23 protein-coding genes and 2 pseudogenes are annotated in these 25,374 nt (G+C 70.2%); 17 read left to right on the forward strand and 8 right to left on the reverse strand.

The annotated features are described in order from the left end of the window. Positions 1 to 10: 10 nt before the first annotated feature. From OG741_RS35865 to OG741_RS35885, 5 genes are all read left to right on the forward strand, one after another. The gene (locus OG741_RS35865) at positions 11 to 1,396 is read left to right on the forward strand and encodes an amidase (protein WP_405604712.1); all 1,386 of its coding nucleotides are present in this window, start codon (positions 11 to 13) and stop codon (positions 1,394 to 1,396) included. Positions 1,397 to 1,399: 3 nt separating this feature from the next. Further along, positions 1,400 to 2,917 (forward strand): glutamine synthetase family protein, encoded by a 1,518-nt coding sequence (locus OG741_RS35870; RefSeq protein WP_405604714.1) that lies wholly within the window; start codon positions 1,400 to 1,402, stop codon positions 2,915 to 2,917. 73 nt (positions 2,918 to 2,990) lie between these two features. Further along, a complete protein-coding gene (gene purB, locus OG741_RS35875; RefSeq protein ID WP_405604716.1) occupies positions 2,991 to 4,268 on the forward strand; it encodes an adenylosuccinate lyase in 1,278 nt (425 codons plus the stop codon). Beyond that, positions 4,265 to 4,675 carry a GNAT family N-acetyltransferase gene (locus OG741_RS35880; protein ID WP_328666171.1) on the forward strand — a complete coding sequence of 137 codons (411 nt, stop codon included), beginning with the start codon at positions 4,265 to 4,267 and terminating at the stop codon, positions 4,673 to 4,675. The genes purB and OG741_RS35880 overlap by 4 nt, the downstream gene beginning before the upstream one ends. Positions 4,676 to 4,689: 14 nt before the next feature. Continuing rightward, positions 4,690 to 5,412, forward strand: coding sequence for a response regulator transcription factor (locus tag OG741_RS35885; protein WP_405604718.1), 723 nt, complete (start codon positions 4,690 to 4,692; stop codon positions 5,410 to 5,412). 331 nt (positions 5,413 to 5,743) lie between these two features. Here OG741_RS35885 and OG741_RS35890 read toward each other — a convergent pair whose 3' ends face one another. Further along, on the reverse strand, positions 5,744 to 6,787 hold the full coding sequence (locus OG741_RS35890; protein WP_405604720.1) for a ParB N-terminal domain-containing protein: 1,044 nt from the start codon (positions 6,785 to 6,787) through the stop codon (positions 5,744 to 5,746). A gap of 246 nt (positions 6,788 to 7,033) precedes the next feature. Between OG741_RS35890 and OG741_RS35895 the strand changes: the two genes are divergently transcribed. Both OG741_RS35895 and OG741_RS35900 read left to right on the forward strand, forming a co-directional pair. Continuing rightward, positions 7,034 to 8,503: a multicopper oxidase family protein gene (locus OG741_RS35895; RefSeq protein ID WP_405604722.1), complete on the forward strand. Its 1,470-nt coding sequence runs from the start codon at positions 7,034 to 7,036 to the stop codon at positions 8,501 to 8,503. Between the two features lie 13 nt (positions 8,504 to 8,516). Next, positions 8,517 to 10,079, forward strand: coding sequence for an MDR family MFS transporter (locus OG741_RS35900; RefSeq protein ID WP_405604724.1), 1,563 nt, complete (start codon positions 8,517 to 8,519; stop codon positions 10,077 to 10,079). A 31-nt stretch (positions 10,080 to 10,110) separates the two neighbouring features. Here OG741_RS35900 and OG741_RS35905 read toward each other — a convergent pair whose 3' ends face one another. Both OG741_RS35905 and OG741_RS35910 read right to left on the reverse strand, forming a co-directional pair. Then, positions 10,111 to 11,511 (reverse strand): MFS transporter, encoded by a 1,401-nt coding sequence (locus OG741_RS35905; RefSeq protein ID WP_405604726.1) that lies wholly within the window; start codon positions 11,509 to 11,511, stop codon positions 10,111 to 10,113. A 435-nt stretch (positions 11,512 to 11,946) separates the two neighbouring features. Beyond that, positions 11,947 to 12,387 carry a YdeI/OmpD-associated family protein gene (locus OG741_RS35910; RefSeq protein WP_405604728.1) on the reverse strand — a complete coding sequence of 147 codons (441 nt, stop codon included), beginning with the start codon at positions 12,385 to 12,387 and terminating at the stop codon, positions 11,947 to 11,949. Between the two features lie 207 nt (positions 12,388 to 12,594). Here OG741_RS35910 and OG741_RS35915 point away from each other — a divergent pair. The 3 genes and pseudogenes from OG741_RS35915 to OG741_RS35925 form a co-directional block, all read left to right on the forward strand. Then, positions 12,595 to 12,738: pseudogene (locus OG741_RS35915) on the forward strand (helix-turn-helix domain-containing protein); the annotation flags it as partial. Positions 12,739 to 12,847: 109 nt separating this feature from the next. Continuing rightward, a pseudogene (locus OG741_RS35920) lies at positions 12,848 to 13,084 on the forward strand (helix-turn-helix domain-containing protein); the annotation flags it as partial. 19 nt (positions 13,085 to 13,103) lie between these two features. Then, complete coding sequence (locus OG741_RS35925; protein WP_405604730.1) at positions 13,104 to 13,586, forward strand: transcriptional regulator; 483 nt, start codon at positions 13,104 to 13,106, stop codon at positions 13,584 to 13,586. 31 nt (positions 13,587 to 13,617) lie between these two features. On the opposite strand, the gene OG741_RS35930 is transcribed toward OG741_RS35925, so the two are convergent. Next, positions 13,618 to 14,190 carry a dihydrofolate reductase family protein gene (locus OG741_RS35930; RefSeq protein ID WP_405604732.1) on the reverse strand — a complete coding sequence of 191 codons (573 nt, stop codon included), beginning with the start codon at positions 14,188 to 14,190 and terminating at the stop codon, positions 13,618 to 13,620. Positions 14,191 to 14,304: 114 nt separating this feature from the next. Continuing rightward, positions 14,305 to 15,087 carry an oxidoreductase gene (locus OG741_RS35935; protein WP_405604734.1) on the reverse strand — a complete coding sequence of 261 codons (783 nt, stop codon included), beginning with the start codon at positions 15,085 to 15,087 and terminating at the stop codon, positions 14,305 to 14,307. Between the two features lie 218 nt (positions 15,088 to 15,305). On the opposite strand from OG741_RS35935, the gene OG741_RS35940 reads away from it, so the two are divergent. The 4 genes from OG741_RS35940 to OG741_RS35955 all read left to right on the forward strand — a co-directional run bounded on the left by OG741_RS35940 (position 15,306) and on the right by OG741_RS35955 (position 19,199). Then, positions 15,306 to 17,261 (forward strand): nitrate- and nitrite sensing domain-containing protein, encoded by a 1,956-nt coding sequence (locus tag OG741_RS35940; protein ID WP_405604736.1) that lies wholly within the window; start codon positions 15,306 to 15,308, stop codon positions 17,259 to 17,261. Positions 17,262 to 17,423: 162 nt separating this feature from the next. After that, positions 17,424 to 18,260, forward strand: a complete 837-nt coding sequence (locus tag OG741_RS35945; RefSeq protein ID WP_405604738.1) for an undecaprenyl-diphosphate phosphatase — start codon at positions 17,424 to 17,426, stop codon at positions 18,258 to 18,260. 111 nt (positions 18,261 to 18,371) lie between these two features. After that, positions 18,372 to 18,701, forward strand: a complete 330-nt coding sequence (locus OG741_RS35950) for a TfoX/Sxy family protein (protein WP_405604740.1) — start codon at positions 18,372 to 18,374, stop codon at positions 18,699 to 18,701. Positions 18,702 to 18,824: 123 nt separating this feature from the next. After that, on the forward strand, positions 18,825 to 19,199 hold the full coding sequence (locus OG741_RS35955) for an ArsR/SmtB family transcription factor (RefSeq protein WP_405604742.1): 375 nt from the start codon (positions 18,825 to 18,827) through the stop codon (positions 19,197 to 19,199). A 51-nt stretch (positions 19,200 to 19,250) separates the two neighbouring features. Here the strand turns inward: OG741_RS35955 and OG741_RS35960 are convergent, their stop codons facing one another. Further along, entirely contained in the window at positions 19,251 to 19,667 is a 417-nt protein-coding gene (locus OG741_RS35960) for an arsenate reductase ArsC (protein ID WP_405604744.1), read from the reverse strand. A 64-nt stretch (positions 19,668 to 19,731) separates the two neighbouring features. Here OG741_RS35960 and OG741_RS35965 point away from each other — a divergent pair, with 64 nt between their 5' ends. Both OG741_RS35965 and OG741_RS35970 read left to right on the forward strand, forming a co-directional pair. After that, a complete protein-coding gene (locus OG741_RS35965; RefSeq protein ID WP_405604746.1) occupies positions 19,732 to 20,046 on the forward strand; it encodes an ArsR/SmtB family transcription factor in 315 nt (104 codons plus the stop codon). Positions 20,047 to 20,094: 48 nt separating this feature from the next. Continuing rightward, positions 20,095 to 20,889, forward strand: coding sequence for an aquaporin (locus tag OG741_RS35970; protein ID WP_405604748.1), 795 nt, complete (start codon positions 20,095 to 20,097; stop codon positions 20,887 to 20,889). 18 nt (positions 20,890 to 20,907) lie between these two features. On the opposite strand, the gene pstS is transcribed toward OG741_RS35970, so the two are convergent. Next, on the reverse strand, positions 20,908 to 22,026 hold the full coding sequence (pstS, locus tag OG741_RS35975) for a phosphate ABC transporter substrate-binding protein PstS (RefSeq protein ID WP_405604750.1): 1,119 nt from the start codon (positions 22,024 to 22,026) through the stop codon (positions 20,908 to 20,910). 191 nt (positions 22,027 to 22,217) lie between these two features. Here pstS and OG741_RS35980 point away from each other — a divergent pair, with 191 nt between their 5' ends. Further along, positions 22,218 to 22,646, forward strand: a complete 429-nt coding sequence (locus OG741_RS35980; protein ID WP_405604752.1) for an ArsI/CadI family heavy metal resistance metalloenzyme — start codon at positions 22,218 to 22,220, stop codon at positions 22,644 to 22,646. 46 nt (positions 22,647 to 22,692) lie between these two features. On the opposite strand, the gene OG741_RS35985 is transcribed toward OG741_RS35980, so the two are convergent. Then, positions 22,693 to 24,795: a SpoIIE family protein phosphatase gene (locus OG741_RS35985; protein WP_405604754.1), complete on the reverse strand. Its 2,103-nt coding sequence runs from the start codon at positions 24,793 to 24,795 to the stop codon at positions 22,693 to 22,695. Between the last annotated feature and the right edge of the window lie 579 nt (positions 24,796 to 25,374).

The following is a 25,374-nucleotide window of genomic DNA, read 5'->3' on the forward strand; positions in this document are numbered from 1 at the left end:
GGAGAGCCCGATGAGCGCAGCCGGCATCAGCCGGACACGACAGATGCTCCAGCAGGGGGAGACCTCCGTCGCCGAGCACGTCCAGTCGGTCCTGAGCGACATCCGCGACAGGGACGGCGACGTGGGAGCCTTCATCGCCGTGGCGGGAGACGAGGCTCTCGTGGCCGCGGAACAGGCCGATGCGCGCATCCGTGAACTCGGCCCGGCCGCCTGGCAACAGACGCCTCTGCTCGGGGTCACCGTGTCGGTCAAGGACCTCATCCAGACCGAGGGCCTGCCCACCACCCGAGGGTCCCTGCTGGACAATCCGCGTCCGGACATCGACGCGCCGGCCGTGGCCCGGCTGCGGGCCGCGGGCGCCATCGTGGTGGGAAAGACGACCACATCGGAGTACGGCTGGAGCGCGAGCACCGTGTGCCGGGTGGCTCCTGCCACCCGCAACCCCTGGAACCTCGCGCGCACGGCGGGAGGATCCAGCGGAGGCGCCGCGGCCGCGCTCGCCGCAGGGCTCTGCTCGGCGTCGCTGGGCACCGACGGAGCGGGCTCGATCCGGATTCCAGCCGCGTTCTGCGGGGTTGTGGGATACAAGCCTTCGTTCGGCCGCGTCCCCTATGTTCCCTCCGGCGCCGAGCGGCTCGCCCATCTGGGGCCGCTCGCGAAGAACGTGCCGGACGTCATGGAGCTCGCGGCGGTGCTCGCGGGCCCGGACCGCAGCGACCCGGACTCGGGACTCGGTTCGCTGGACGCGCCCCGGGAGGCGAGGAGACTGAGGGTTGGCTGGATCGAGTACGCGGGAACCTCGGAAGAGGTCCGCAGGGTCAGCGAGCGGGCGTGGAGCGTCCTCGTCGAACAGGGCCACCGGCTGGAGCGGATCGAAGTGCGCTGCCGCGACATCTACCCGGCCCTCGTCGACATCGTCGCCGCGACGGAGGCCGCCACCACCGCACCCGAGGACGAGGAGCGGATCGACTTCGGCCGCCTCGCGGTCGTACGGCACGGCCGCACCGTCAGCGGCGCGACGGTGATGCGGGCCGAGGAGGTGCGGCACTCGCTGCGTACCACCCTGCGTTCGGTGATGGACCGCTTCGACCTGCTGGCGATGGCCACCGTCCCCGTCGAGCCCTTCGACGCCGAGGCGATCGGCCCCACCTGGGCCGCCGATCCCGGTGATCTGCTGTGGCTGGCCTGGGCGCCTGCCTCCTACCCGTTCAACATGACCGGCCAGCCCGCCCTGTCGATGCCGGCCGGGCTCACCCGCTCCGGGCTGCCCGTGGGACTACAACTGGTCGGGCCGGTGGGGGCGGACGACCTGGTCCTGTCCACCGCCCTACGTATCGAGGCGGAGCTCGGGGAACTCGCCCCGGCGCCGGTCCGCGTCACCGAAAGGATGCTGTAGCCCATGTACTCCCGCTCGTTCTCCCCCCTGTACGCGGAAGGCAGCGTGGGGCGCCCCTCGTTCGCCGCCGAACTCGGCCTCTGGAACGACCAGCAGACTGAGGCGGCCGAGCAGATCGAAGCGGGTCTCGACGAGGTCGACCTCGTCCGCCTCGTCTTCTGCGACCCGCACGGGCTCGCCCGCTCCAAGACGCTCAGCGCGCAGACATTCCGTACCGTCCTGCGCAACGGCATGAACTTCAGCCCGGGCCCGTTCCTCTTCGACACCGGCCACGCGGTCGCCGTCGACTTTCTGGGCGACCCCGGCATCGGCGTCGACGAGATCGCCGGCGCGGGCAACTTCATCCTCGTCCCCGACCCGACGACGTTCCAGCTGCTCCCGGGCAGCGAGCCGCGCATCGCCTGGGTCCTGGGCGACGAGTACCTGCGTGACGGCACACCGCACCCGCTCTCCGCCCGGAACGTGCTGCGCCGGGTGCTCTCCCAGTACGCGAAGCGGGAACTCACCCCGGTCCTCGGCCTGGAGGTCGAGTGGTACCTCACCCGCCGCCTCGGCGGCCCGCCGGGACACAGTGGCAACGGCTTCGGCACCCAGGGAGCCGCGCCGATGGTGGAGCCGCTGAACTCCGGCTACCAGTTCAACGGCGAGGGCATGTACGACACCGTCGCCCATGTCACCGACCCGCTCGCCCTGCACCTGGCCGCGCTCGGCCTGCCGCTGCGGTCCATGGAGCACGAATCAGGACCGGGACAGGTCGAGACGACCTTCAGCCCGATGACCGCCGTGGACACGGCCGACGCGATGGTGCTGTTCCGTACCGTCACCAAGCAGTGGACCGCGCGGCGCGGTTACCACGCCTCGTTCATGTCACTGCCGCGGATCGACAGCTTCGACCCGAGCGGCTGGCACCTCAACCAGTCCGTGCGGGACGAGCGGACGGGGCGCAACCTGTTCTGCGCCGAAGGCTTCTCGGGCGGCATGTCTCCGGACGGAAAGGGATACGCCGAAGGGCTGCTCGCCCGCGCCCGCGACTTCTGTCTGCTGTCCGTGCCCACCGTCAACGGCTACCGCCGCCTGAGCGCCGACTTCTCCTTGTCTCCCACCCGGATCGGCTGGAGCTTCGAGGACCGCAGCGCCATGCTGCGGGTGGTGGGAACCGGCGCCTCCGCCCACATCGAGAACCGGGTCGGCGAGCCGTGCGCGAACCCGTATCTCACCATCGCCGCACAGCTGTTCGCGGGCCTGACCGGAATCACCGGCACACCCGAGCCGGACCGGCCCGCAGCACCCGGCACCCAGGACACGGACCCGTACCGGACCGTGCCCCAGTCCCTGCGCGAGGCCCTGGACGCCTTCCGCGACGGCCGGGCGGCCGAGCTGCTCGGTACGCCGCTAGCCCAGTGCCTGGTCAAGCTGAAGGAGAGCGAGGTCTCCCGGTTCGAGGCCTGGTGCGAGCAGGAGCGGCCCGCCGACGGCGAGGTCACCGAATGGGAACAGCGCGAGTACTTCGAGACGTACTGACCCTCGCGCGAACTCCGGCAGAAACCGGTGCCAGTTGCCGGTACACCACGACCCCAGGGGATGCAGGCCCGTCATGATTCCTCGCTACACACTGCCCGAGATGGCGGACCTCTTCTCGGACCAGTCCCGCTACGAGACATGGGTCCGGGTGGAGATCCTCGCCTCCGAGGCGCAGGTGCACCTCGGACGGGTGCCGGACGAAGCGGTCCAGGACATGCGCCGTGCCCGAGTGCCGCTCGCGGCACGGGTGGCCGAGATCGAGAAGGAGCGGGACCACGAGGTTCTCTCCTTCCTCGCGGCGTACTGCGAGGACATGCCGGACGATTCCGCGCGCTGGGTCCACCTCGGGATGACGAGCTACGACCTCGTGGACACCTCCCTCGGCCACACCCTGGCCCGCGCGACCGATCTGCTGAGTGGCGCCGGAGAGCGGCTGCGCAAGATCCTGGTGGACAGGGCGCTCGAACACTGGGACACGGTGATCGTCGGCCGTACCCATGGGGTGCACGCGGAGCCCACCACCTTCGGCCACAAACTCGCCGGCTTCGCGTTCGCCGTCGACCGCTCGCTCACCCGGCTGGCGGCCGCGCGGGAGGCTGTCGCGGTGGGCACCGTCTCCGGCTCGGTGGGCACCTACGCGCTGATCGACCCGTACGTCGAACGCCACGTCTGCCAGGAACTCGGCCTGGGCATCGAACAGGCGCCCAGCCAGGTCGTCTCCCGCGACCGCCACGCCCAACTCGTGCAGGCAGTCGCGACGCTGGGCGCCTGCGTCGAGCAGATCGCCCTGGAACTACGGCTGTTGCAGCGCACCGAAGTACGTGAGGTGGAGGAACGGCGCACCGCCGCCTACCAGGGCTCCAGCGCCATGCCCCACAAACGCAATCCGACCACCAGCGAGCGCCTGTGCGGACTGGCACGGCTGCTGCGCGGATACGCGACGACGGCGCTGGAGAACGTGGCGCTGTGGCACGAGCGGGATCTGGCCCACCAGTCGGTCGAGCGGGTGATCCTGCCCGACAGCCTGTCCGTCGGCCACTTCCAGGCCACGGCAGCGGCCGATCTGGTCCAGTCACTCACGGTCTTCGAGGACCGCATGCGGGCGCACATCGAGCAGACGGACGGCCTCGTGTACAGCTCGGCGGTCCTCGCCGACCTGCTCCAGGACGGTGTGGAGCGGGAGAAGGCCTACCGGGAGGTGCAGGCCGCCGCGAACCGCACCGCGGTCTGTGGCGAACACCTCGGCGACACCCTCGCGAAGGAAGGCATCGACGCGGGGATCGGGCTCGGGCCGCAGCGCTTCCTTGTCAACCACGATGTGATCCGCACCCGTCTGGAGGCTCTTTCATGACTGTCACGAGCTGGAAGACCGAACGCGTCGACGGCGCCGACCTGGACATCGACGAGGTCCTGGAGGTCTACCGGGCCTCGGGACTGGGTGAGCGCCGCCCCATCGAGGACCGGGAGCGCTTCACGGCAATGGTGCGCCGCGCCAACCTCGTGCTGGTCGCGCGCGTGGACGGCGAGCTCATCGGCATCGCCCGCGCCGTTTCCGACTTCAGCTATGTCACCTACCTCTCGGACATCGCGGTCGCCCGCGCGCACCAGCGCTCCGGGATCGGCCGCGCCCTGATCGAGGCGCTGCGCCAGGAGGCGCCGGACGCGAAGATCGTGCTCCTCTCGGCACCGGCCGCGGCCGAGTACTACCCGCACATCGGCTTCGTCCCGCACCACTCCGCCTGGGTCCTCAACCCGTAGGGAGGCGTGGGGGGATGTTGTCGAAAGCGCTGCTGGAGTCTCATACACCCGATCAGCAGGATCAGCTGCCCGACCGTGGCGGGCGGCGGATCCTGGTCGTCGACAACGACGCCGACACCGCGGAGCTGCTGGTGAACCGGCTGCGACGGCACGGCCACCAGCCCGTCAGCGTGAAGCGCGGCGGCGCGGCCCTCAAGGAGTACGAGGACGCCGATCTGGTCCTGCTCGACCTCGAACTGCCGGATCTGGACGGCCTGGAGGTCTGCCGGGCGATCCGTTCGATGAGCCATGTCCCGGTGATCATCGTCACCGCCCGCGAGTCCGAACTCGACTGTGTGCTCAGCCTTCAGGCGGGAGCCGACGACTATGTGGTCAAGCCCTACGGGTTCCGTGAACTCATGGCCCGTATCGAGGCCGTCGTACGCCGCGCCCAGTGGCAGCCCGCGGCCGCCGGAGAGATCCGGCACGGCCGGCTGTGCATCGACGCCGCCGCACGCGAGGTCAGCGTGGACGGCCATGTCGTCGCCCTGACCCGCAAGGAGTTCGACCTGCTGCGTCTTCTCGCCGCCCATCCGGACACCGTCATCCCGCGCAGGCTGCTCCTGCAGCAGGTGTGGGGGGACTCGTGGTCCCGGCGCACCCTGGACACGCATGTCAGCAGCCTGCGCGGCAAGCTCGGTGACAGCGGCTGGATCACCACCGTACGGGGAGTGGGGTTCAAGATCGGGAGCGGGTGACACCGGGCGTTCCACCGCAACGCACAGCCCGCCGCCGGGAGTTCTGCTTCCGGCGGCGGGCTCGTCTGTGCGGACGGATCGCGGGCTCGGCCGTGTCTTAGAACTCCCTCCCCCAGAGCTTCGCATGGGAGGTACCCCCAGCTCGCGACGCCTGGCACGCACACTCGCTGCGTTGTCGGAGTCATCCAAGTACGTCCAGTACGAGGATGATCTCCCCCAGACTTCGTCCGGGGGTGCCCCCACCGCCTTGCGATTGCAGGCACCAGACGCCGCGGGGCCCGCCCTGCGGGCGGACGGCGCTAGTTCTAAAACACGGCCTGGCCGCGGGAGATCACCAAGTGCGGCCCTTGAGCTCCTCGCATCCCTGCAGCTCGTCCGCGAACAGCCGCCAGAGTTCGGCGTACCCGTTCATCAGCTCCGACATCTGCCCTTTGCAGTGCGGAGGCAGGTTCGCGATGATCGTCTGCCGGTCCTTGGCGACCAGCGAGCAGGCGTCGAGCATGCGCAGTACGTTGCGTCCCACCTCGTTGAGGCGCAGGGACGGATCCCGCCGGAGCGAGTCGAAGATCATGAACAGCTCGCCGGGCGACTTGGCCTCCGGCTCCCGGGGCTGTGCCGGTCGCGGAGCCTGCCGCTGCGGCCTGCGCTCCACCGCCGCGATGCCACGCTGCCTCGGCGGAACCGGGTCCTCACCACGCAGCAGCCGGTCCCGTACGTCCGCCACCGTGGCGGGCGAGATCCCGGCTTTCTTGGCGATGGTCCGCAGCGAGGCCGCGGGGTCGTCCTTGATCAGCCGGCCGGCGAGCTCACGCCCGTGCGCGGAGTTGAGCGGCCGGGCCCGGCCGTCCAGGCCGACCCTGCGCTCGCAGTGAAGCGTGCCCGCGGCCGTCAGGCGTATCTCCGACACCTTCTTCGCGGACAGGCCGGCCACGGCCGCGACGGCCCGGTCCGACCAGTGCGGGCGCGAGGCGAAGATGAGCCCTGCGGCGGCCGTACGGTCGGCCATGGACAGCGGGCGCCCCTGAGCCACGTTCATGGCCACCGAGAGAAGGGCCGCGTCGTCCTCGGCTCCGTCGAAGAAGCGGACCCGTATGTGCTCACGCCCCTTCAGCGCGGCGGCGCGCAGACGGTGCAGCCCGTCGATGACCGTCATGGTCGAGCGGTGCACGAGGATCGGCGGCAGCTCCGCCTCCAACTCGGCCAGCGCCAGGACGTATTCGCCGTCGACTCCCGCGACCCGGGGGGTGTAGGAGACCAGCAGATCGCCGAGCGGCACCAGCTCCACCGGAGCGTCGTGCAAGGCCTTGTCCCGCAGGGCGAGCAAGGAGTCCGAACTGCTGCCTTCGTGCGCTCGGACAAGCTGATGGACAATCACCGCGACTCCTCAATGGCGCGATCGGGCTGCGTCGCTGCCTCTTCGGGCGGTCCTTTTCTGACACTTTCTGACAGAGTCGATCCTTCCTGCACGGGCTGACGCCGCACTGACGGACGCCTGATGCACGCCTTCGGCCCGGGGGCGGACGGGGCCAGGTCCCGGGAGGGCTAACCGCACCAGCGGCACACAAGTGGTTCCTGCTGCACTTCGGCCGGCGCGCCCATTGACAAGCCTCCTGGAGGAACCATGGTCACCCGACGCAATGTGCTCGGTGCCGGCCTCGCCGCCATCGGCGCGGGGCTCACCGGTGCCGCATTCACCCCGATGATCACCGCGCACAACGCCACGGCGGGCACCGCCGTCCCGCAGGCACAGGCCGGTGCCGCTGGCATGGCGGTGGAGCCCTTCCGCGTCGCCCTGCCCGTGCCGCCGGTGCTCGCGCCCGTCTCGACGGCGGGCGGCGTCGACGTGTATGCCGTCACCATGCGGCGGGCCGTCAAGGAGATAGTCCCCGGACAGCCGGCCGAGGTGCTGACCTACAACGGCAGTTTTCCCGGACCCACCATCAAGGCGCGCTCCGGCCGCCCCGTCGTTGTACGCCAGCGCAACCAGCTGGACATGCCCACCTCGGTCCATCTGCACGGCGCCTCGGTACCGCACCGCAGCGACGGCGCCCCGATGGACACCATCGCCCCGGGTGCCGGACGCACCTATGTCTATCCCAACCGGCAGCCGCACGCCTCGCTCTGGTACCACGACCATGCCCACCACATGGAGTCCGAGCACGTCTACCGCGGCCTGTCCGGCTCCTACCTGCTCACCGACCACACCGAGAGGCGGCTGCCGCTGCCCTCGGGGGCGTACGACATACCGATAGCGATACGCGACGCGCACCTCGACGAGTCCGGCCGGCTCGTGTACGTCATGGGCGACAGGAACCGCACCACGCTCCTCGCCAACGGCGTGCCCTACCCGTATGTCGCCGTCGCCGCCCGCAAGTACCGCTTCCGGCTGCTGAACTCGGCCAATACGCGCTCCTTCCGGCTGCGCCTCGCCGACGGCGGCCCGATGGTCCAGATCGGCTCGGACGGCGGCCTGCTGCCCGGCCCGCACACCACCGACTCCGTCTACCTCTCGGCCGGTGAACGCGCCGACGTGGTCATCGACTTCTCGCGCTACCCGGTCGGTACGCAGCTGGTGCTGCAGAACACCACCGGCTCGGGACCGGCGGACCAGATCGGCCAGGTGCTGCGGTTCGACGTCACCCGCACCGCCCACGACCCCAGCGTCGTCCCGCCGGTGCTGCGCACCCTGCGCCCCCTTCCCGCGGCCACCGCGGAGCGAAGCATCGAGTTGCGTATGGACGAGGGCGGCACCGCGCCGCCCAAGGCGTACATCGACGGCAAGACCTACGACCCCGATCGCGTCGACTCCCTGGTGCGCCACGGCGCCAGCGAGATCTGGACCGTCACCAACCCCAACAAGATCGTGCCCCACAACTTCCATATGCACCTGGTGCAGTTCCGGGTGCTGGAGCGGAACGGGAAGGAGCCGGATCCCGGCGAGGTGGGCCTGAAGGACACCGTGATGCTGATGCCCGGCGAAACCGTCAGGCTCCAGGCGACGTTCGACACCTACCGGGGCGCCTACGTCTATCACTGCCACATGCTGGACCACTCGGCGATGGGCATGATGGCGACCATGAAGATCGCTTAGGGGAGTGGCAGGGATGGAGGCAACAGCCGGAAAACCGGCCGCCGTTGACGAGGCGGTGCGCTCCCGCAGTGTCCGCGTCGTGCTGCTCCCGCTCATGATCGCGATGCTGCTGTCGATGCTGGACACCATGATCGTGGGCACCGCGATGCCGACGATCGTCGGTGAACTCGGCGGGCTGGAGCATCTGTCCTGGGTGGTCACCGCCTATACGCTCGCCACCGCCGCCTCGACCCCGATCTGGGGGAAGCTCGGCGACATGTACGGCCGCAAGGGCACCTTCCTCGTCGCGATCGTCATCTTCCTGATCGGGTCGGCGCTCAGCGGAATGGCCCAGGACATGGGCCAGTTGATCGGCTTCCGCGCGGTCCAGGGCCTGGGGGCGGGCGGTCTGATGGTCGGCGTCATGGCGATCATGGGCGAACTGGTCCCGCCGCGGGAACGCGGCAAGTACCAGGGCATGATCACCAGCGTGATGGCGCTCGCCATGATCGGCGGACCGCTCGTCGGCGGCACCATCACCGACCACCTCGGCTGGCGCTGGTCCTTCTACATCAACCTGCCGCTCGGCGCGATCGCCCTCGCCATGATCAGTGCGGTCCTGCATCTGCCCGCACAGCGCTCCCGCTCCAGCGTCGACTACTCCGGCGCCGGGCTGCTGACCGTGGGCATCACCTCGATCGTGCTGGTGACCACCTGGGGCGGTACGGAGCACGCCTGGGGCTCGGCCACCATCACCGGGCTCATCGCGCTCGGCGCCGCCGCGCTCGCCGCGTTCCTGTTCGTCGAGACGAAGGCCGCCGATCCGGTCGTGCCGCTGCACATCTTCCGCAGCCGCAACTTCGCGCTGATGTCGGTGACCGGTTTCCTGACCGGGTTCGTCATGTTCGGCGCGGTGCTGTTCCTGCCGCTGTTCCAGCAGTCGGTGCAGGGTGCGTCCGCGACCAACTCCGGTCTGCTGCTGTTGCCGATGCTCGTGTCGATGATGGTTGTCTCGCTGTTCGCGGGCCGGGCGACCAGCAGCACCGGAAAGTACAAGATCTTCCCCATCGCGGGCGGCGCACTGATGGTCGCCGGGCTCTATCTGCTGGCCCAGATGGACACCGGGACCTCGCGGCTGAACTCCGGCCTCTCCATGGCGGTGCTCGGCGCGGGCATGGGCTTCCTGATGCAGATCGTCATGCTGATCGCGCAGAACAGTGTCGCGATGACGGACATGGGCGTCGCGTCCTCCTCGATCACGCTGTTCCGTACGCTCGGCAGCTCCTTCGGCGTCGCGATCATGGGCGCGATCTTCAACCACCGGGTCCAGGAGGTGATGGCCGAGCGGGTCGGCGACGGAGCCGCGCTGCACGGCGCCCAGCTGGACGCGGCGGGCCTGGCGAAGCTGGACGCCTCCACGCGCGCGGCCTACCAGTACGCGGTGTCCGCCGGGACCCACTCCGCCTTCCTGCTCGGCTCCGCGGTCGCGGTCATCGCGTTCCTCGCGGCGCTCTGCATCAAGGAGGTCCCGCTCAGGGGTGGTGCGGGCGGGGGTGCCGCGCCCGGCCGCACCCGTACGACCGCGTCGGCTGTCTGAGCCGGGCCGGGTGGCGCCGGCCCGGCCGCGTTCAGCGTGTGAGGGCGCCCGGTCGGCGCAGACACAGCGCGGCCAGCAACGCGGCCGCGGCAAAGGCGGAACCGGTCAGGAACGCCGCGGACATTCCCTCACTGTGCGTGGAGACCGTGACCAGCGTCGCCAGACCCAGTGAACCGCCCACGCTCTGCAGGGAGTTGAGAACACCGGCGGCGGCGCCCACCTCGCCGGGGCGCAGGCCCGAGGTGGCCAGCACCGTGGGCGGCAGAACGCAGAAGGCCATCCCGGCGCCGAGCATCACCAGCGCGGGCAGCACGGCATCCCAGTAGCCGCTCGTGGCGGACAGCTGGGTCAGCCACAGGTTCCCGCTGAGCAGCAGCGCGGCTCCGATCGCCATCACCTGCTTCGCGCCGATGTGCTCGGTCAGCCGCGCCGCGAACACGGCCGTCACCGCCATCGTGACCGGCAGGGTGACCAGCGCGGCGGCGGCGGTGAGCGGGCCCCACCCGCTCTCCTGCTGGAAGAACTGGTTCAGGAAGAAGTACGTGCCGATCAGCGCGCCCGGAACGGCGAGCGTGCCCAGATAGGCACAGACCCGGTCGCGGTCCGCGAACAGCCGCAGCGCGACGATGGGTTGCTCGGCATGCCGTTCGATGCCGACGAACACGACGAGCAGCGCCACACCGGCGACGACGCAGCCCACGACCACCGGGTCGTTCCACGGGCGCTCGGCGGCCTGGGCGAGCCCGTAGACGAGCGAGGCGGCAGCGAGGGCCGAGACCAGCGCGCCCGCGAGGTCGAAGCGGCCCAGGGTGCGTGCGGTCTCCTCGATGACGAACGGCGCCAGTACCAGAATCACCACCCCCAGTGGCACATTGAGAAGCAGCACCCAGCGCCAGGAACTCAGCGAGGTCAGCGCACCGGCGAGGAGCAGGCCTCCGGCCGTGCTGACCGCCCCCACCGCCGTGCACACGGCGATCGCGCGCCGCCTCGGCGCCCCATCGGCGAACATGCTCAGCACCAGGGCAAGTCCGCTGGGAGCGGCCAGCGCGGCACCGACTCCCTGTACGGCGCGTACGCCCACAAGGAACTCTCCGGACGGGGCCAGCCCGCGGAGCATCGCGGCCGCGGTGAACAGACCGACCCCGGCCAGGAACACCTTGCGGCGCCCGAGGATGTCACCGGCGCGGCCGCCGAGCAGCAGCAGTCCGCCGAAGGCCAGCAGATAGACGTTGATGACCCAGGCAGCGCCGACGGCGGACAGGCCCAGCCCGTCACGCATGCCGGGCAGCGCGATGTTCACGATCGGGTCGTCGAGCTGGATCATCGCGTTGCAGCAGGCGATGACCGCCAGCGCGACACCGGGACGCGCCCTGCGCGCCGGGCGCACGGCGGCCGCCTGCGGCACTGGTTGAACCGACACTTGCGCTGACATGCGCAGCCTCCAGACGGGGAGCGGGGCGGTGGACGATGCCTCGACACCATGACCGGAAGCGCTCGAGAGCCCGTCGACCCCTGATCGGCCGCGCGGAAAATCAAGTGGATCCCGAGTGATGCTCACCCGCCGCGTCAGCGCCTGCTGGTGCGCGATCGGCGCGGCCGTCGCGCGGGGCAGGCTGAGTCCCGGCCGGACGGCCGACAGGCACCCCGCCGGCGGCATCCGCGAACTAGCGTGTTTTAGAAGTAGCGCCGTCCGCCCGCAGGGCGGGCCCCGCGGCGTCTGGTGCGTGCAATCGCAAGGCGGTGGGGGCACCCCCGGACGAAGTCTGGGGGAGATCGCCCTCGTACTGGACGTACTTGGGCGACTCCGACAACATCGCGAGTGCGCGTGCCAGGCGTCGCGGGGCGGGCGCGACTTCTAAAACACGCCCTAGGCGCCCTCGCGGATTGCCTCGATTGCCTTCGCGATACGCCGCTGCCGCGTCTCGGCGGTCTTCGCGCCCTCGATCGCGAGCACATGGCGGCGCCGGTGGGTGTACGCGAGACGGTCGTACGCCGCGCGGAGCTGAGGATCGGCACCCAGCGCCTCCGCGAAGTCCGGCGGCTCGACCACGACACGCGGCTCGGTGTCCAGCTGGAGGTCGACCTCCACCTCGTCACCCTCGGCGACCTTGCTCGCGGCGCGGTTCGCCGCGCTGATCCCGACGATGAACCGCCCGCCCATGGCCGCGACGCGGCTGCGCCACGTATGCCCATTGATCGTGATGACGACCGCCGGACGCTTCCCCGCGCCCAGCGCGTCGACGACGTCCGCCGGGACCTCGACCCCGGTGGCGTTTCCTGCCGGTTCGACCGTGGCTCTGAACACCATGTCCGCACTCCCCTCAGGCAGTGCGGATGCTGTCATGCCCGGGGGAGCGTCTCAACCAGCCGCCGGTTGTGTCGCGTCGGCTGCCGCTTACGGATGACTTGCGGATGCAGTCCTTGCATATTCAGAACGTAGGCCACTTGATTTCGATAGTATTCGCGTATGTCGATGTCGTTGAGGGAGACGCTGCAGTTGACCGTCGCGGCGCTGATGCACGCCACGGGCGACTCGCAGAGCGAGCTTGCCGGTGCCCTCGGCCTCACGCAGACACAGGTGTCGCGCCGTCAGGCGGGCCGCACCGCCTGGACGCTGGACGACTGCGACCGCCTGGCGGCGCACTTCGGGCTTCCCGTGCTGGACCTGCTGGCCGGTCCGACCCGGGCCTGCGAACTGCTTGCACCGGCCCGCCGTCGGGCGCCGCGCGGATCGGCAGGCCGTCGTTCTCGCACGAGGAGGCGGGACGATGACGGACTTCGACTCCATCGACGCGCTGCTGGCCTCGGCACGGCAGGAGGTGCCGCTGCCGCCCGCCGAGGAGCGGCGCACCCTGCGGGAGGGGCTGAGCCTGTCCCGTACGCAGGTCGCCGGTGTTCTGGGGGTGAGCCCGTCGACGGTCGGCGGCTGGGAGGCGGGCCGCGACCCCAGCGGCGAAGTCCGGGAGAAGTACGCCTACTTCCTGCAGGGCGCTCGGGCCAAGCTGGACTCCCGGAGCGAAGAAAGTGCCGCGACGGCACCGGACGTGCCGGACGAAGTCGACTCCGGTACGGAGGGAGCGGACCCCGAGGACAGAGCACGCCCGCGCGACCGCCCGCGAGGCGGGCCTGACCGTCACCGACCGCACCCTCAAGGCCTGGCTCGACGGCAGACGCAATCCCTCGCGCAGGAACCTCGACCGGATCGACGCCGCCTACCGCACGGTGCGGCGCCACAACGTGGCCCGCTATCTGCTCGGCAGGCTCAACGCCCGCGGCCGCGGCACGCGCGTCGAAATCCATCCGCTCAACCAGTCCCAGGTGAGCCGCCCCCACCAGCGCGTGGTGGAGTACCGCACGCTCAACGTCCGCCGCTGGGACAGCGTCATCGCGGCCTGGGCCGTCGGCGACGAGCAGGGGCTCGACGACGCCTGGATCGACCAGATCGAAGACCTCGGCTCACAGTGGGGCCAGTACGAGTACGTCACCAACGTCGGCTTCGCCGCCTAACGGCGGCCACAGGGCCCACTCAGGGGCTCTGTCACGGGCTCTCCGCCCGCTCGAAGGTGAGGATGACGACGCCGTCGCCGACCACCTTGGAATCCGCCAGACGCAGATGCTTCTTGTCGCTCGTGGCCCCGAAGAGACGCTTCCCGGTCCCGAGGACCACGGGGAAAACCATCAGGTGCAGTTGGTCGACCAGATCGTGTTCGAGAAGGGTCTGCACCAGCTGCGCGCTGCCGTGGACGACGATGTTCCCGTCCACCGTCCGCCTGAGGTTCGCAGCCTCTTCGGTCACATCGCCGCTGAGAACGGTCGAGTTGTTCCACTCGGCCTTTTCGAGGGTCTTGGAGATCACGTACTTGGGCATGTTGTTGAACTTGTCCGCGAAGTCACCCTCCCGCGAGGGCCAGGCGGCGGCGAACCCTTCGTAGGTCCTCCGCCCCAGCAGCAGCGCGTCGGAGTTCCGAGTCTCGTCGAGCTTGAACTGGTTGCCTTCCTCTCCACGGTCGATCTCGAAGCTCCAGCCGTCGTACCTGAAGCCCTCGCCGCCGCCGGGCGCCTCCATGACACCGTCGAGCGAGACGAATTCAGTGACGATGATCCTTCCCATGCTGTTCCTCCCTTTTCGCGTTGGCATGAGTCATGACGCACTGATTGTGGCGCGCATCGGGCGATGGGCAAGAAGCGCCGTCCCGTGTTGCGCGGTGGGTTGCGGTCCACGTCGTCAAAGCGTGTTGATGAGGCCGCCGTCGATCGTGAAGTCGGCGCCCGTGATGTTGGAGGCCCGGTCGCCGGCAAGCCAGACGACCAGGTCAGCGACCTCGTCGGGCCGGGTGAACCGGCCGGTCACGGATTCGCTCGCGGCCCGGTCGGCAACCGCTCCCGGTTTCATCCCGTGGGCTTCGGCGACGGTGGCTGCCACGCCGTCCTCACCGAGCCACAGGGCGGTGCTGACCGGCCCCGGGCTGACCGTGTTGACGCGGATTCCTTGCGGGCCGACCTCTTTCGACAGCGCCTTCGAGAAGTTCGCCAGCGCCGCTTTGGCCGCGCTGTAGTCGATGACGAGGGGATCGGGAAGCGTGGCGTTGACCGAGTTGACGGTGACGACAGCGCCCGAGCCGCGCTCGATGAGGTGGGGCAGGGCGGCGCGCGTGGTGCGGACCGCGGCGAGGAAGTTGATCGTCAGGGTGGAGATCCACTCGTCGTCGGTCACCGACACGAAGCCGCCGGTGCGGGGACGGACCGCACCGACATTGTTGACCAGGATGTCCAGTCCGTCTGCCCCGACGGCGTCGACCAGCATCGCGGGGCCGTCCGGCGTGGCCAGATCCACCCGCACCGGCCGTACCCGGCCGCCGTCGGCGAGCTGTGACAGCTCGTCAGTGAGGCTGCGGGCTCCGGCGATGACCGCGACCCCCTCGTCGGCCAACGCGCGCGTGATGGCCAGTCCGATCCCCTTGCTCGCGCCGGTGACGATCGCGACCTTGTCGGCCAGGTGCAGGTCCATGCAGGACATCGTGGCATCGACGGCGCTCCTCACCCGTGGCTGCGACCGCTGGCGCGCCGAGGAAGTTCCGCGGAGGTTTGCCGGTCACCGTGCTGCTGCGTTACGGGCACGTGGCGTACGGTGCGCGGCGGGGCCCCGGCTTGCTGTGAACCGACAGCAACCAGTCCCTTACGGTCGGGAAACCGCGCGGGCCATGTCGGTTCGTACCGTCGTCGGACATGATGCCCAACCTACGGCGGCTGCTGCCGCCGCTTCCCGTCCTTCCCGGCTGGGGCTCGATTCGCGGCCGTGTGGCCATCGTGCTGGCAGTCCCCACCTGTCTGCTGCTGGTCGTGACCGGCCTCGGCGTGGCCGACCGGGCATCCGACTGGTCCGCGGCGCGCGAGACCGCGGGCCGGGTCGAACTCGTCCTCAAGGCACAGGGCCTGGTGCGCGAGCTGCAGCGTGAGCGTGGCCTGACCAATGGGCTGCTTGCCGGCGCTGCCGAGTACCGCGACGACGTCGACGCCCAGCGGGTACGCACCGACACCGCCCGTACCGCGTTCGACGTCCTCCTCGCGGAGGGCGGCCCGGGCGTGGACGCGGGCGACGGCTTACGGGACGCGCTCTCCCCGGTCTCGGCTCTGGTCGCCGTGCGCCGTCAGGTCGACGGCGGCACTGCCCAGCGCCCCTCGACCCTGGCCGCGTATACGGAAGCGATCGATGGACTGATCGGTACCTCGGCGGCACAGCCGGCTCGTGGCGACCGCACTCTCGTCGACGGGACGGCCGCATTGCAGGCCCTCACCCGGGCCACCGAAGCGATCGCCCTTGAGCGCGGCTTCCTCAACGGAGTTTTCGCGGCCGGGCGTTTCAAGGGGGCCGAGTTCCTCCAGTTCACCGAAGTGCGGGCAGACCGGCTGGCCTTCCTGCGCCAGTACGCCGAACTGGCCGCCCCTGCCCAGCAGTCCGCGCTCGACGCGGCCTTCGCATCCAGCAACGCCCGGCTTGCCATGGGCTACGAGAAGCAGGCCGAGGGCGGAGCCGATGGCAGCCGACTCGCCGTGGATCCCGGCCGCTGGTGGTCCTCGATGACTGCGCTCGTCGACCAACTCCACAGCGTTCAACGGCAGATCGGCGCTCAGGTACGGGCCAGCGCGGACCGGATGGGGGACGGCGCCACCGGTCAGCTGGGCGGCTTCATCGGTCTCGGTGTGCTGATCCTGGCGGTCGCCACCGCACTCGCCGTGCTCTCCGCCCGTTCGATCACCCGGCCGCTCGTCGCGCTCGCTGATGAGGCCGACATGGTCGCCAGTGCCGGGCTGCCTGCCGCTGTCACCCGGATCCAGCAGGCCGAAGCGGGCGAAGAACTCGCCCCCCACCCCGCCCGCCGAGTGCCCGACAGTGCCCGCGAGTTCACCCGGCTCGCCTACGCCCTGCACAACGTCGAGCACACCGCGATCGGTCTCGCGACCGAGCAGGCAGTGCTGCGGCGCAACAACTCCGAGTCGCTCGCCGGTCTCGGCCGCCGCAACCAGGCGCTGGTCTCCCGCCAGCTCCGCCTGATCACCGCCCTGGAAAGGCAGGAAATAGATCCGGACGCCCTCGGCGAGCTGTTCGAACTCGACCATCTGGCCACCCGTATGCGCCGCAATGCCGAGTCGCTGCTCGTGCTCGCGGGGGAGGAGCCGCCGCCGCGCACCTGGTCGGGTCTTGTGACAGCAGCCGAGGTGGTGCAGTCGGCGATCGCCGAGGTCGAGCAGTACCGGCGCGTGGCCGTGGTCGACGTACAGGAGGCACGGATCCGCGGCCGGGCCGTCGCCGAGCTCTCCCATCTGCTGGCCGAACTCATCGAGAATGCCCTGCTCTTCTCCCCTCCCTCGTGCCCGGTGGAGATCTACGGCTGGCGCGACGGCGGCGAGTACTGCCTGGCAGTCGTCGATCGCGGTTCCGGCATGACGGCCGAGGAGCTGGCCCGCTCCAACGCCCGGCTCGCGGGCCGCGAGTCATTCCTGGTCGCCCCTACCCGCTGTCTCGGCCACTACGTCGTCGGGACCCTCGCGGCACGGCTCGGCGCCCAGGTCGAACTGCGCCCGACCCAGGGCCAGGGCAGTGCCTGCGGAGTCACGGCATACGTCGCCCTGTCGTCCGCGCTTGTCGAGGTGCCTCAGACACAGCCGGCGACGGCGGGCTGAGCGGTACCTGCTGGTCGCCCGACCCGGAGCACGGGTCACTCGTCCGTGCGGGCGGGGGCAACGTACTCGGCGCCCTCGCCGGCAGTCGTGTAGAACGTCTACGGCGGCGGTGGACAGGCAAGCCGCTCCGCACACCCGGCCACCCCTTCGGAGAGGGCTCCTGTGAGTGCCATCAGCGTCAGCCAGGCCGTCGTGCTCGGTGTCGTGGAGGGGGTGACGGAGTTCCTTCCCATCTCCTCCACCGGCCATCTGAAGATCACCGAAGGGCTGATGGGCATCCCCGTCGACGACACGTCCGTCGTCGGCTTCACCGCCGTCATCCAGGTCGGGGCGATCGCCGCCGTGCTGACGTACTTCCGCAAGGACATCGTGCGGATCGTCTCCGCCTGGGGCCGCGGCCTGGCCGACCGCGAGGAGCGGTACCACCACGACTACAAGTTCGCCTGGTGGGTCATCTACGCGACCGTCCCCATCGTCGCCGTCGGGCTGGCCGCCAAACCGCTCATCGAGGGCCCGCTTGCCTCGCTGTGGGTGGTGGCCGGATCGCTGATCGCCGGCAGCGGTGTGATGTGGGCGGCCGACCGGATGGGCCGTCACAAGCGCGGCGAGGACGACACCGGCCTCAAGGACACGATGCTCGTGGGCGGTTCGCAGATCCTCGCCCTGCTCTTCCCCGGCTTCTCCCGCTCCGGTGCGACCATGTCCACCGCCCTCATGCTCGGCCTCGACCGGGTCGCGGCCACCCGGCTGTCGTTCTTCCTGGGCATTCCGGCGCTGACGGGCGCGGGCCTGTACGAACTCAAGGACGCCCTCGGCGCCGGCGTGGACACCACCCCGCTCCTCGTCGGCACACTCGTCTCCTTCGCCGTCGCCTACGCCTCCATTGCCTGGCTGCTGAAGTTCGTCGCGAAGCACTCCTTCAACGCCTTCGTCGTCTACCGGATCCTGGTCGGCGGCGCGCTGTTCGCACTGCTGAGCACCGGAGCGCTCCACGCCTGACCGGAAGCGCTGTCGGCGCCGGCGGTGACGCTGAGCGCGCGGCTCGGCAGCCCATCCGCCGCACGGGGCGCGACCGGTGGTGCGGTGCGACGACCCGGGTTTCACTGAGACATGGCATACGACGAAGGACTTGCCGAGCGGATCCGCGAACGCCTGAGCACGGATCCGGCGATCACTGAGAAGCGAATGTTCGGCGGCCTGGCGTTCTTGCATCACGGCAACATGGCCGTCGGCGTCACCGGCGACGAGCTCATGGTCCGCGTCGGACCGGACGGCACCGACGCGGCCCTGGCCCGGGCAGGTGCGCGCCTCTTCGACCTCACCGGACGCCCGATGCGCGGCTGGATCGTCGTCGCAGCAGCCGCCATCGCCGAGGACAGCGACCTCGACGCATGGATCGAGGAGGGCCGCGCCTTCGCGGCCGGTCTGCCACCGAAGTGACCCGCGGGCGCCGCGGCCGGCTCCTCGACGTCTGTCCCAGACCGGAGTGAACTCGCAGTGAACAGGCGTCCCGGGAGCGCTTCGATCATTCATTCGGAACAGAGGGCTTCGTATGCTGCCCGGGTGACCGTCCCTGCATCCGGCCCGGAATCGGGCGAGGCGCCCGCCGCGGGTTGTGGGCCCCTCCCGACCGCTCCCGTGGTGCGGCGGGACCGGGTCGAGCGCATCGCCCGGGTACTCAAGGCGATCGCCGACCCCACCCGGCTGCAGCTGCTGCACCTGATCCAGACCTCACCCGGCGGGGAGGCCCGCGTCTGCCATCTCGCCGAGAAGCTCGGACTGCGGCAGCCCACCGTGAGCCACCACCTGAAGAAGATGGCCGCCGCGGGCCTGCTCACGCGGGAGAAGCGCGGCACCTGGGTCTGGTACGCGGTCGACCGCGAGGGCATGGAAGCGATGCAGGGCATCCTGCGGTCGCCGGTCGGCGCGCTGACCTGACGCTCGCCGTGCCCGCGCCGGTGTTCGGCGCCGTGTTCCGGAGATCACCGCTCACTTGGCGGCGGCGTCGATCTCCGCGATCAGGCCCTCGACGAGCTTCTTGATCTCGTCGCGGATGGGGCGTACGGCCTCGACGCCCTGGCCCGCCGGGTCCTCCAGCTCCCAGTCCAGGTAACGCTTGCCGGGGAAGACCGGGCAGGTGTCGCCGCAGCCCATGGTGATGCAGACGTCGGACTCGCGGACCGCGTCCACCGTGAGGACCTTGGGCGTCTCGGCGGAGATGTCGATCCCGACCTCCTTCATCGCCTCGACCGCGGCAGGGTTCACGGCCTTGCCGGGGTTGGAGCCCGCGGAGCGGACCTCGATACGGTCACCGGCGAGGTGCGTCAGCCAGGCGGCGGCCATCTGCGAGCGCCCGGCGTTGTGGACGCAGACGAACAGCACGGAGGCGGCAGGGGTGGAGGCCATCGGATCTATTCCTTTGCTCAGTCCGGACTGGTGTCAGCTCAGGCTGATGTGAGAGTATCAGCCCATGATGACGTCAGTCGACACTGACCTGATCCGGGTGCTGGCCGACCCGCTCAGGCTCCGGATCGTGACCCTGCTCGCGCACGAGACGCTCTGCACTACGCACCTGGTCGAGGAGACCGGTGCCCGGCAGACCAATCTCTCGAACCACCTGAAGGTGCTGCGCGAGGCCGGGGTCGTGGAGACCGAGCCCTGTGGACGGTTCACGTACTACCGGCTGCGGCCCGAAGTCATCGAGGTGCTCGCCGGACAGTTCGCCGACCTCGCCGAGACCGCGCGTGCCACCGCAGAGGCGAACATCAAGCGCTCCTGCCCCTGAACACCCTTTCCTGTTACGTCTGCTTGCCTCTGCCACCGAGGAGTCCTGTTGAGCACCACCCGGGCCGCCGGAACCGAGTCCACCGCGGAGGCCGTCATATCCGCCACCGAACCGCAGCCCGCGCCGGGCGCCACCCCGCCGCGCACGCCGCTCGTGGCCCGTGCCGCCGCCGAACTGGTCGGTACCGCCGCTCTGGTCGCGGTGGTCGTCGGCTCCGGCATCCAGGCCACCGAGCTCACCCAGGACGTCGGCCTCCAGCTCCTGGCCAACTCCCTCGCCACCGTCTTCGGGCTCGGCGTACTGATCGCCCTGCTCGGGCCGGTCTCCGGCGCGCACTTCAACCCGGCCGTCACGCTGGCCGAGTGGTGGACCGCCCGCCGCGGCGGTCCCGGCGTCACCGCCCGCGAGGCGGTTGTCTACATGCCCGCCCAGATCGCCGGCGCGATCGCCGGCGCCGTGCTGGCCGACGCGATGTTCGCCGAGCCACTGGTCAAGTGGTCCACGCACGACCGCTCGGCCGGACACCTGCTGCTCGGCGAGGTCGTGGCGACCGCGGGGCTCATCCTGCTGATCTTCGGCCTGGCGCGCACCGACCGCCTGCGCTTCGCGCCGGTCGCCGTCGCCTCGTACATCGGCGCGGCCTATTGGTTCACGTCGTCCACGTCGTTCGCCAATCCGGCTGTGACGATCGGCCGTGCGTTCACCGACACCTTCGCGGGCATCGCGCCCGGCTCGGTCCCGGGCTTCATCGGCGCCCAACTGGCGGGCACGGTGGCCGGACTGGCGCTGGTGGCGCTCATCTTCGTGCAGGGGCGGGACGCTTCCCGGCAGTCTGCCGGATGAGCCCGGACCCCCGCGCCGTCAGGACAGAGTGCCGACGATGGTGCGGACCTGGTCGGCCACCTCTTGCGGCAGCGGGGCGTAGTGAATGCGCGAGAGGTCCTTCTGCCCCTCCGCGCCCGCCGTGTAGGTCAGGAAGGACTTGAGGGCGGGCAGGACGTCGGCGGGGGTGCCCTTGTCGCAGACGATCTCGTACGTGACGAGGACGATGGGGTACGCCCCGGCGGCCTTGGTCCGGTAGTCGAACTTCACCGTCATGTCCTTGCCGGTTCCCGACACATGGCCCGCTGCGATGCCGGCCGACGCGGTCTCGGCGGAGACGGCGACGGGCTCGGGCGCACCCGTGTCGAGTCTGACCGTGGGGATCTTGCTGGCCTTCGCGAAGGACAGCTCGAAGTAGCCGATCGCGCCGTCCGTGCCCGCCACCTGGGATGCCACCCCGTCGGATCCGGCCGCGGAGTTGCCTCCCTTCGCCTGCCAGGTCTTCTCCTTCGGATAGGGCCAGTCGTCGGGCGCGGCCCCGGAGAGGTAGGCGTTGAAGTTCTGGGTCGTACCGGAGCCGTCGGAGCGGTGCACCGCGTTGATGGGGGTGGCAGGCAGCCGCAGGCCGGGGTTCAGGCGCTGGATGGCCGGAGCGTTCCACACGGTGATCTCCGAGTCGAAGATCTTCGCGAGAGTGGGGGCATCGAGGACCAGGTTGTCGACGCCCGAGAGGTTGTAACCGAGGGCGATGGGGCCGCCGACCATGGGCAGATCGATGGCTCTGCCGCCCTTGCACACCTCCCGGGAGTCCTCGATCTCGTCCGGCTTCAGCGTGCTGTCGGTCCCGCCGAGCACGGTCGCCCCGCGCAGAAACTGGGCGACACCGGCGCCGGAGCCGACGGGCGCGTAGCGGATCTGTACACCTGGGCAGGCGCGTTGGTACTCGCGCATCCAGTGCGTCATCGCGTTCTGCTGGGCGGAGGAACCGGACGCCGCCAGTTGACCCTTCGTGGCGCACGCGATGTGGATATTCGCCGTGGCAGTCGGCCGCGGGTCGTCCGCGGCGCCGAGCCCGCAGGCGGAGAGGAGGGCGACACCCGTCACTGCTGCCGCACCCGCGCCGAGGAGATGCCTTCGGCTCGTGGGTCGATGCTGCATCTGTGGTCCCTTCCGGAAGCCGGGGACATAGATGCTCGGCTATGCGGGAGCGGCCGAGGTGACTCCTCGATGAACACCAGGCGTCGCTCTGGCACCCCGGCCAGTGATTTGATGAATGTCTATGTTGACGTTCATCGAAACAGGTGTCACGCTGGCCGTACAAGCCTGACCGCCCTAGCAGGAGGCACATCATGTCCCGCGTACAACTCGCCCTCCGCGTTCCCGACCTCGCCACCTCCATCGCCTTCTACACCAAGCTCTTCGGCACCGGGCCCGCCAAACTCCGCGACGGCTACGCCAACTTCGCCATCGCCGAGCCGCCGCTCAAGCTCGTCCTCATCGAAGGCGACACGGGCGAGGACACCCGCATGGACCACCTCGGCGTCGAGGTCGAAACCACCGACGCCGTCCACGCGGCCACCGCCCGCCTGGGCGAGGCGGGCCTGGCGACGGCGGAGGAGAACGACACCACCTGTTGCTACGCGCTCCAGGACAAGGTCTGGGTCCATGGCCCCGGGCGCGAGCCTTGGGAGGTGTACGTCGTGAAGGCCGACGCCGCCACGCCGGCCATGCAGCCGGGCAGCACATGCTGCGCGGGCGCCGCCAGTGGCTGTTCCTGATCCTGTGGTCCCGCCCCGGCGGCTGTACCGGCCGGGGTAGCCGGTCTCAGGCCGGCGGCTTCGCCCCGGTCCCAGGACTCTTCCGGGCCCGGGCGATGAGCAGGGCCACGTCGTCGTGGTTTCCCGGTTGGCGCAGCTCGCGCAGGAGCGCGTCGCAGGTGTCCTCCAGGGATCGCCGCGGCTGCGCGAGGAGGGCGAGGAAGGCGTCCAGACGTTCGTCGATGGCCTGGTCGCGTGTTTCGACCAGGCCATCGGTGTAGAGGACGAGTTGGTCCTCGGGGTGCAGGGCGAGCGTGGTGGTGTGGAAGGTGATGTCGCCGACGCCGAGCGGCGCGCCGGTGGGCAGGTCGAGCAGTTCGGGTGCCCGGCCGGGGCGTACCAGCGCGGGTGGGAGGTGTCCGGCGCTGGAGATGCGGCACTGGGCGTCGCGGGGATCGTAGATGGCGTAGATGCACGTGGTGATGGTCTGCCCCATCCGGTCGGTGATGCGGTCGAGGTGACGCAGCACCTGGGCGGGGTCGAGGTCGAGTTCGGCCAGCGTGCGGGTGGCGGTGCGGAGCTGGCCCATCGTGGCGGCGGCGGTGATGCCGCTGCCCATGACGTCGCCGATGACCAGCGCCGTCTTGTCGCCGGACAGCGGGATGACGTCGAACCAGTCGCCTCCCACCTCACTGGCGGCCAGGGCGGGCTGGTAGCGGTAGGCGATCTCCAGGCCGGGCTGTTCCGGTGGCTCCTGCGGCAGAAGGCTGCGCTGGAGCGTGAGAGCCGTGTTGCGCAACTGCCGGTACCAGCGGGCGTTGTCGATGCACACGGCGGCCCGCGCCGCCAGCTCGCCGGCCAGGACCTCGTCGTCGGCGTCGAACGGGTGCGGATTGGTGGTGCGCTTCAGGTCCAGGGCGCCGAGTACTTCACCCCGCGCGATCAGCGGTACGGCCAGATACGAGTGCACTCCGGCGGCGGCCAGCAGCGTCGCGGCTTCGGGGCTGCGGGCGATGCACGTCAGGTCGTCGCTGTCCACGTGGGACACACGGACCGGGCGGCCGGTGTTCACGCACTGGGTGACCAGCCGGTCGGCGTCGTACCGGGCGACCTCGCCGGGCTGATCGGCCGCGCGTACGGCATCACTGGCATGGGAGGCGGCGACGGCCAGGGCGCGGAAGACCGCGGGGCCTTCGTGGATCACGGTGCCCGACTGGCCGTTGAGGATGCTGTCGAGTACGTCCACCGCCGCCACGTCGGCCAGCTCGGGCACCGACACCTCGGCGAGTTCGCGTGCCGTCTGTTCGAGGTCGAGCGTGGTGCCGATGCGTATCGAGGCGTCGGCGACGAGAGCGAGGCGCTGCCGGGCCTGGGCGGCCTCTCTGGTGGCCAGAAATCGCTCGGTGACGTCCACGACGGAGATGGCCAGACCCAGGACTTTCCCGTTCGAGGACTCCAGCCGGTAGAAGGACACCGACCAGGCGTGCTCGTGGTCCGGGTCGGCCGGTGTGTGCCCGACGGACTCCCGGTCCAGGATCGGAATACCGGTGGCGAGAACCTTGCGCATCGCGGTCTCGATGGCCGCTGTGTCCAGGAACGGCAGAGCCTCTCGGACATTCCGGCCAACGTGCTCGGCGGCGGGCAGGCCGTTGATGCGCTCCAGGGCGGGGTTGACGGTGACGTACCGAAGATCGGTGTCCACCACCGCAAGGCCGATCGGGGACTGGGATATCAGCCGGGTGGAGAGCGCCAGGTCTCGCTCCACCTGCCGCAATGTGCCCTGTTCGGTGGCCAGACCCAAGGCGTAGAAGCCTTCGCGGTTGTCCTCCAGCCGCATGTTGCGGAACTCGACCAGTCGCGTGCCGCCGTCCTTGTGCCGCACGGGAAAGACACCCGCCCAGGTCCCCTCACCGGCCATGACCTGCGAAAACAGCCGCCGTATCAGCGCGCGGTGCTGCTCGTGGACGAGCAGTCGGGCGGCGTACAGGCCCAGCGCCTCTTTGGCGGTGTACCCGAACAACCCCTCGGCCTGCGGGCTCCACAGGACGATCCGGCCCTCCGCGTCCAGCACCACGGCAGCGACACTCAGTACGTCCATGAGGCCACTGGGCTCGGAGCTGCTGCCCGTGGGCCGGGCCGCGTCGGCCGGGAAGGATTCGGTTGTGCTCATCCCCAAGCCCTCCGTCCGCCCGCTGCCGTCCTTGATGCCCGGTGTTGACTCCGGCCTCGGGCGTCGCCGGTCTCGATGACTTCCATGGTCTCTCAGCGCTGCCTGCGGCCGCACCCTGCCGGCCGCTACAGCTCCCGCGTACCCACGCCGTACGAAACAAGACGTAGCGGGCCCCGCGTTTCCGCTGCGAAGCCCCAGCCTGGCGGGCCGCCCGCCGCCGCGATCACCGCGGGGCCCAATCTGCACAGGATGCTCACGAGAGGGCGCCCATCAGCGGCGTACCGTGCGCCGCGCCGGGGCCGGGCGATGGGACATCCCGGCCTCTCGACGGTTCGCACCCCTGGAGCGTCAGGGAGCTGGTGCAGGGCGGTCGCTGCACGACCGGCTCGCCCACGGTCCACTGCCGCTCCCCGAGGCGCCGAAATCGGCCTCGACGCCCTCCCCGCGCTGCGGGCCGCGCAGGCGGCCGGTGTCCAGTCGCGACGTGAAGCCGGCCAATGTCCTGTTGCGGACGGACGGGAACGCCGTCCGCACCGACTTCGCTATCGCCGCCCTGCGGGAATCGACCAGCCTGACGGC

Source organism: Streptomyces sp. NBC_01410, from assembly GCF_045040195.1.
In the GTDB taxonomy this organism is placed as follows: Bacteria; Actinomycetota; Actinomycetes; order Streptomycetales; family Streptomycetaceae; genus Streptomyces.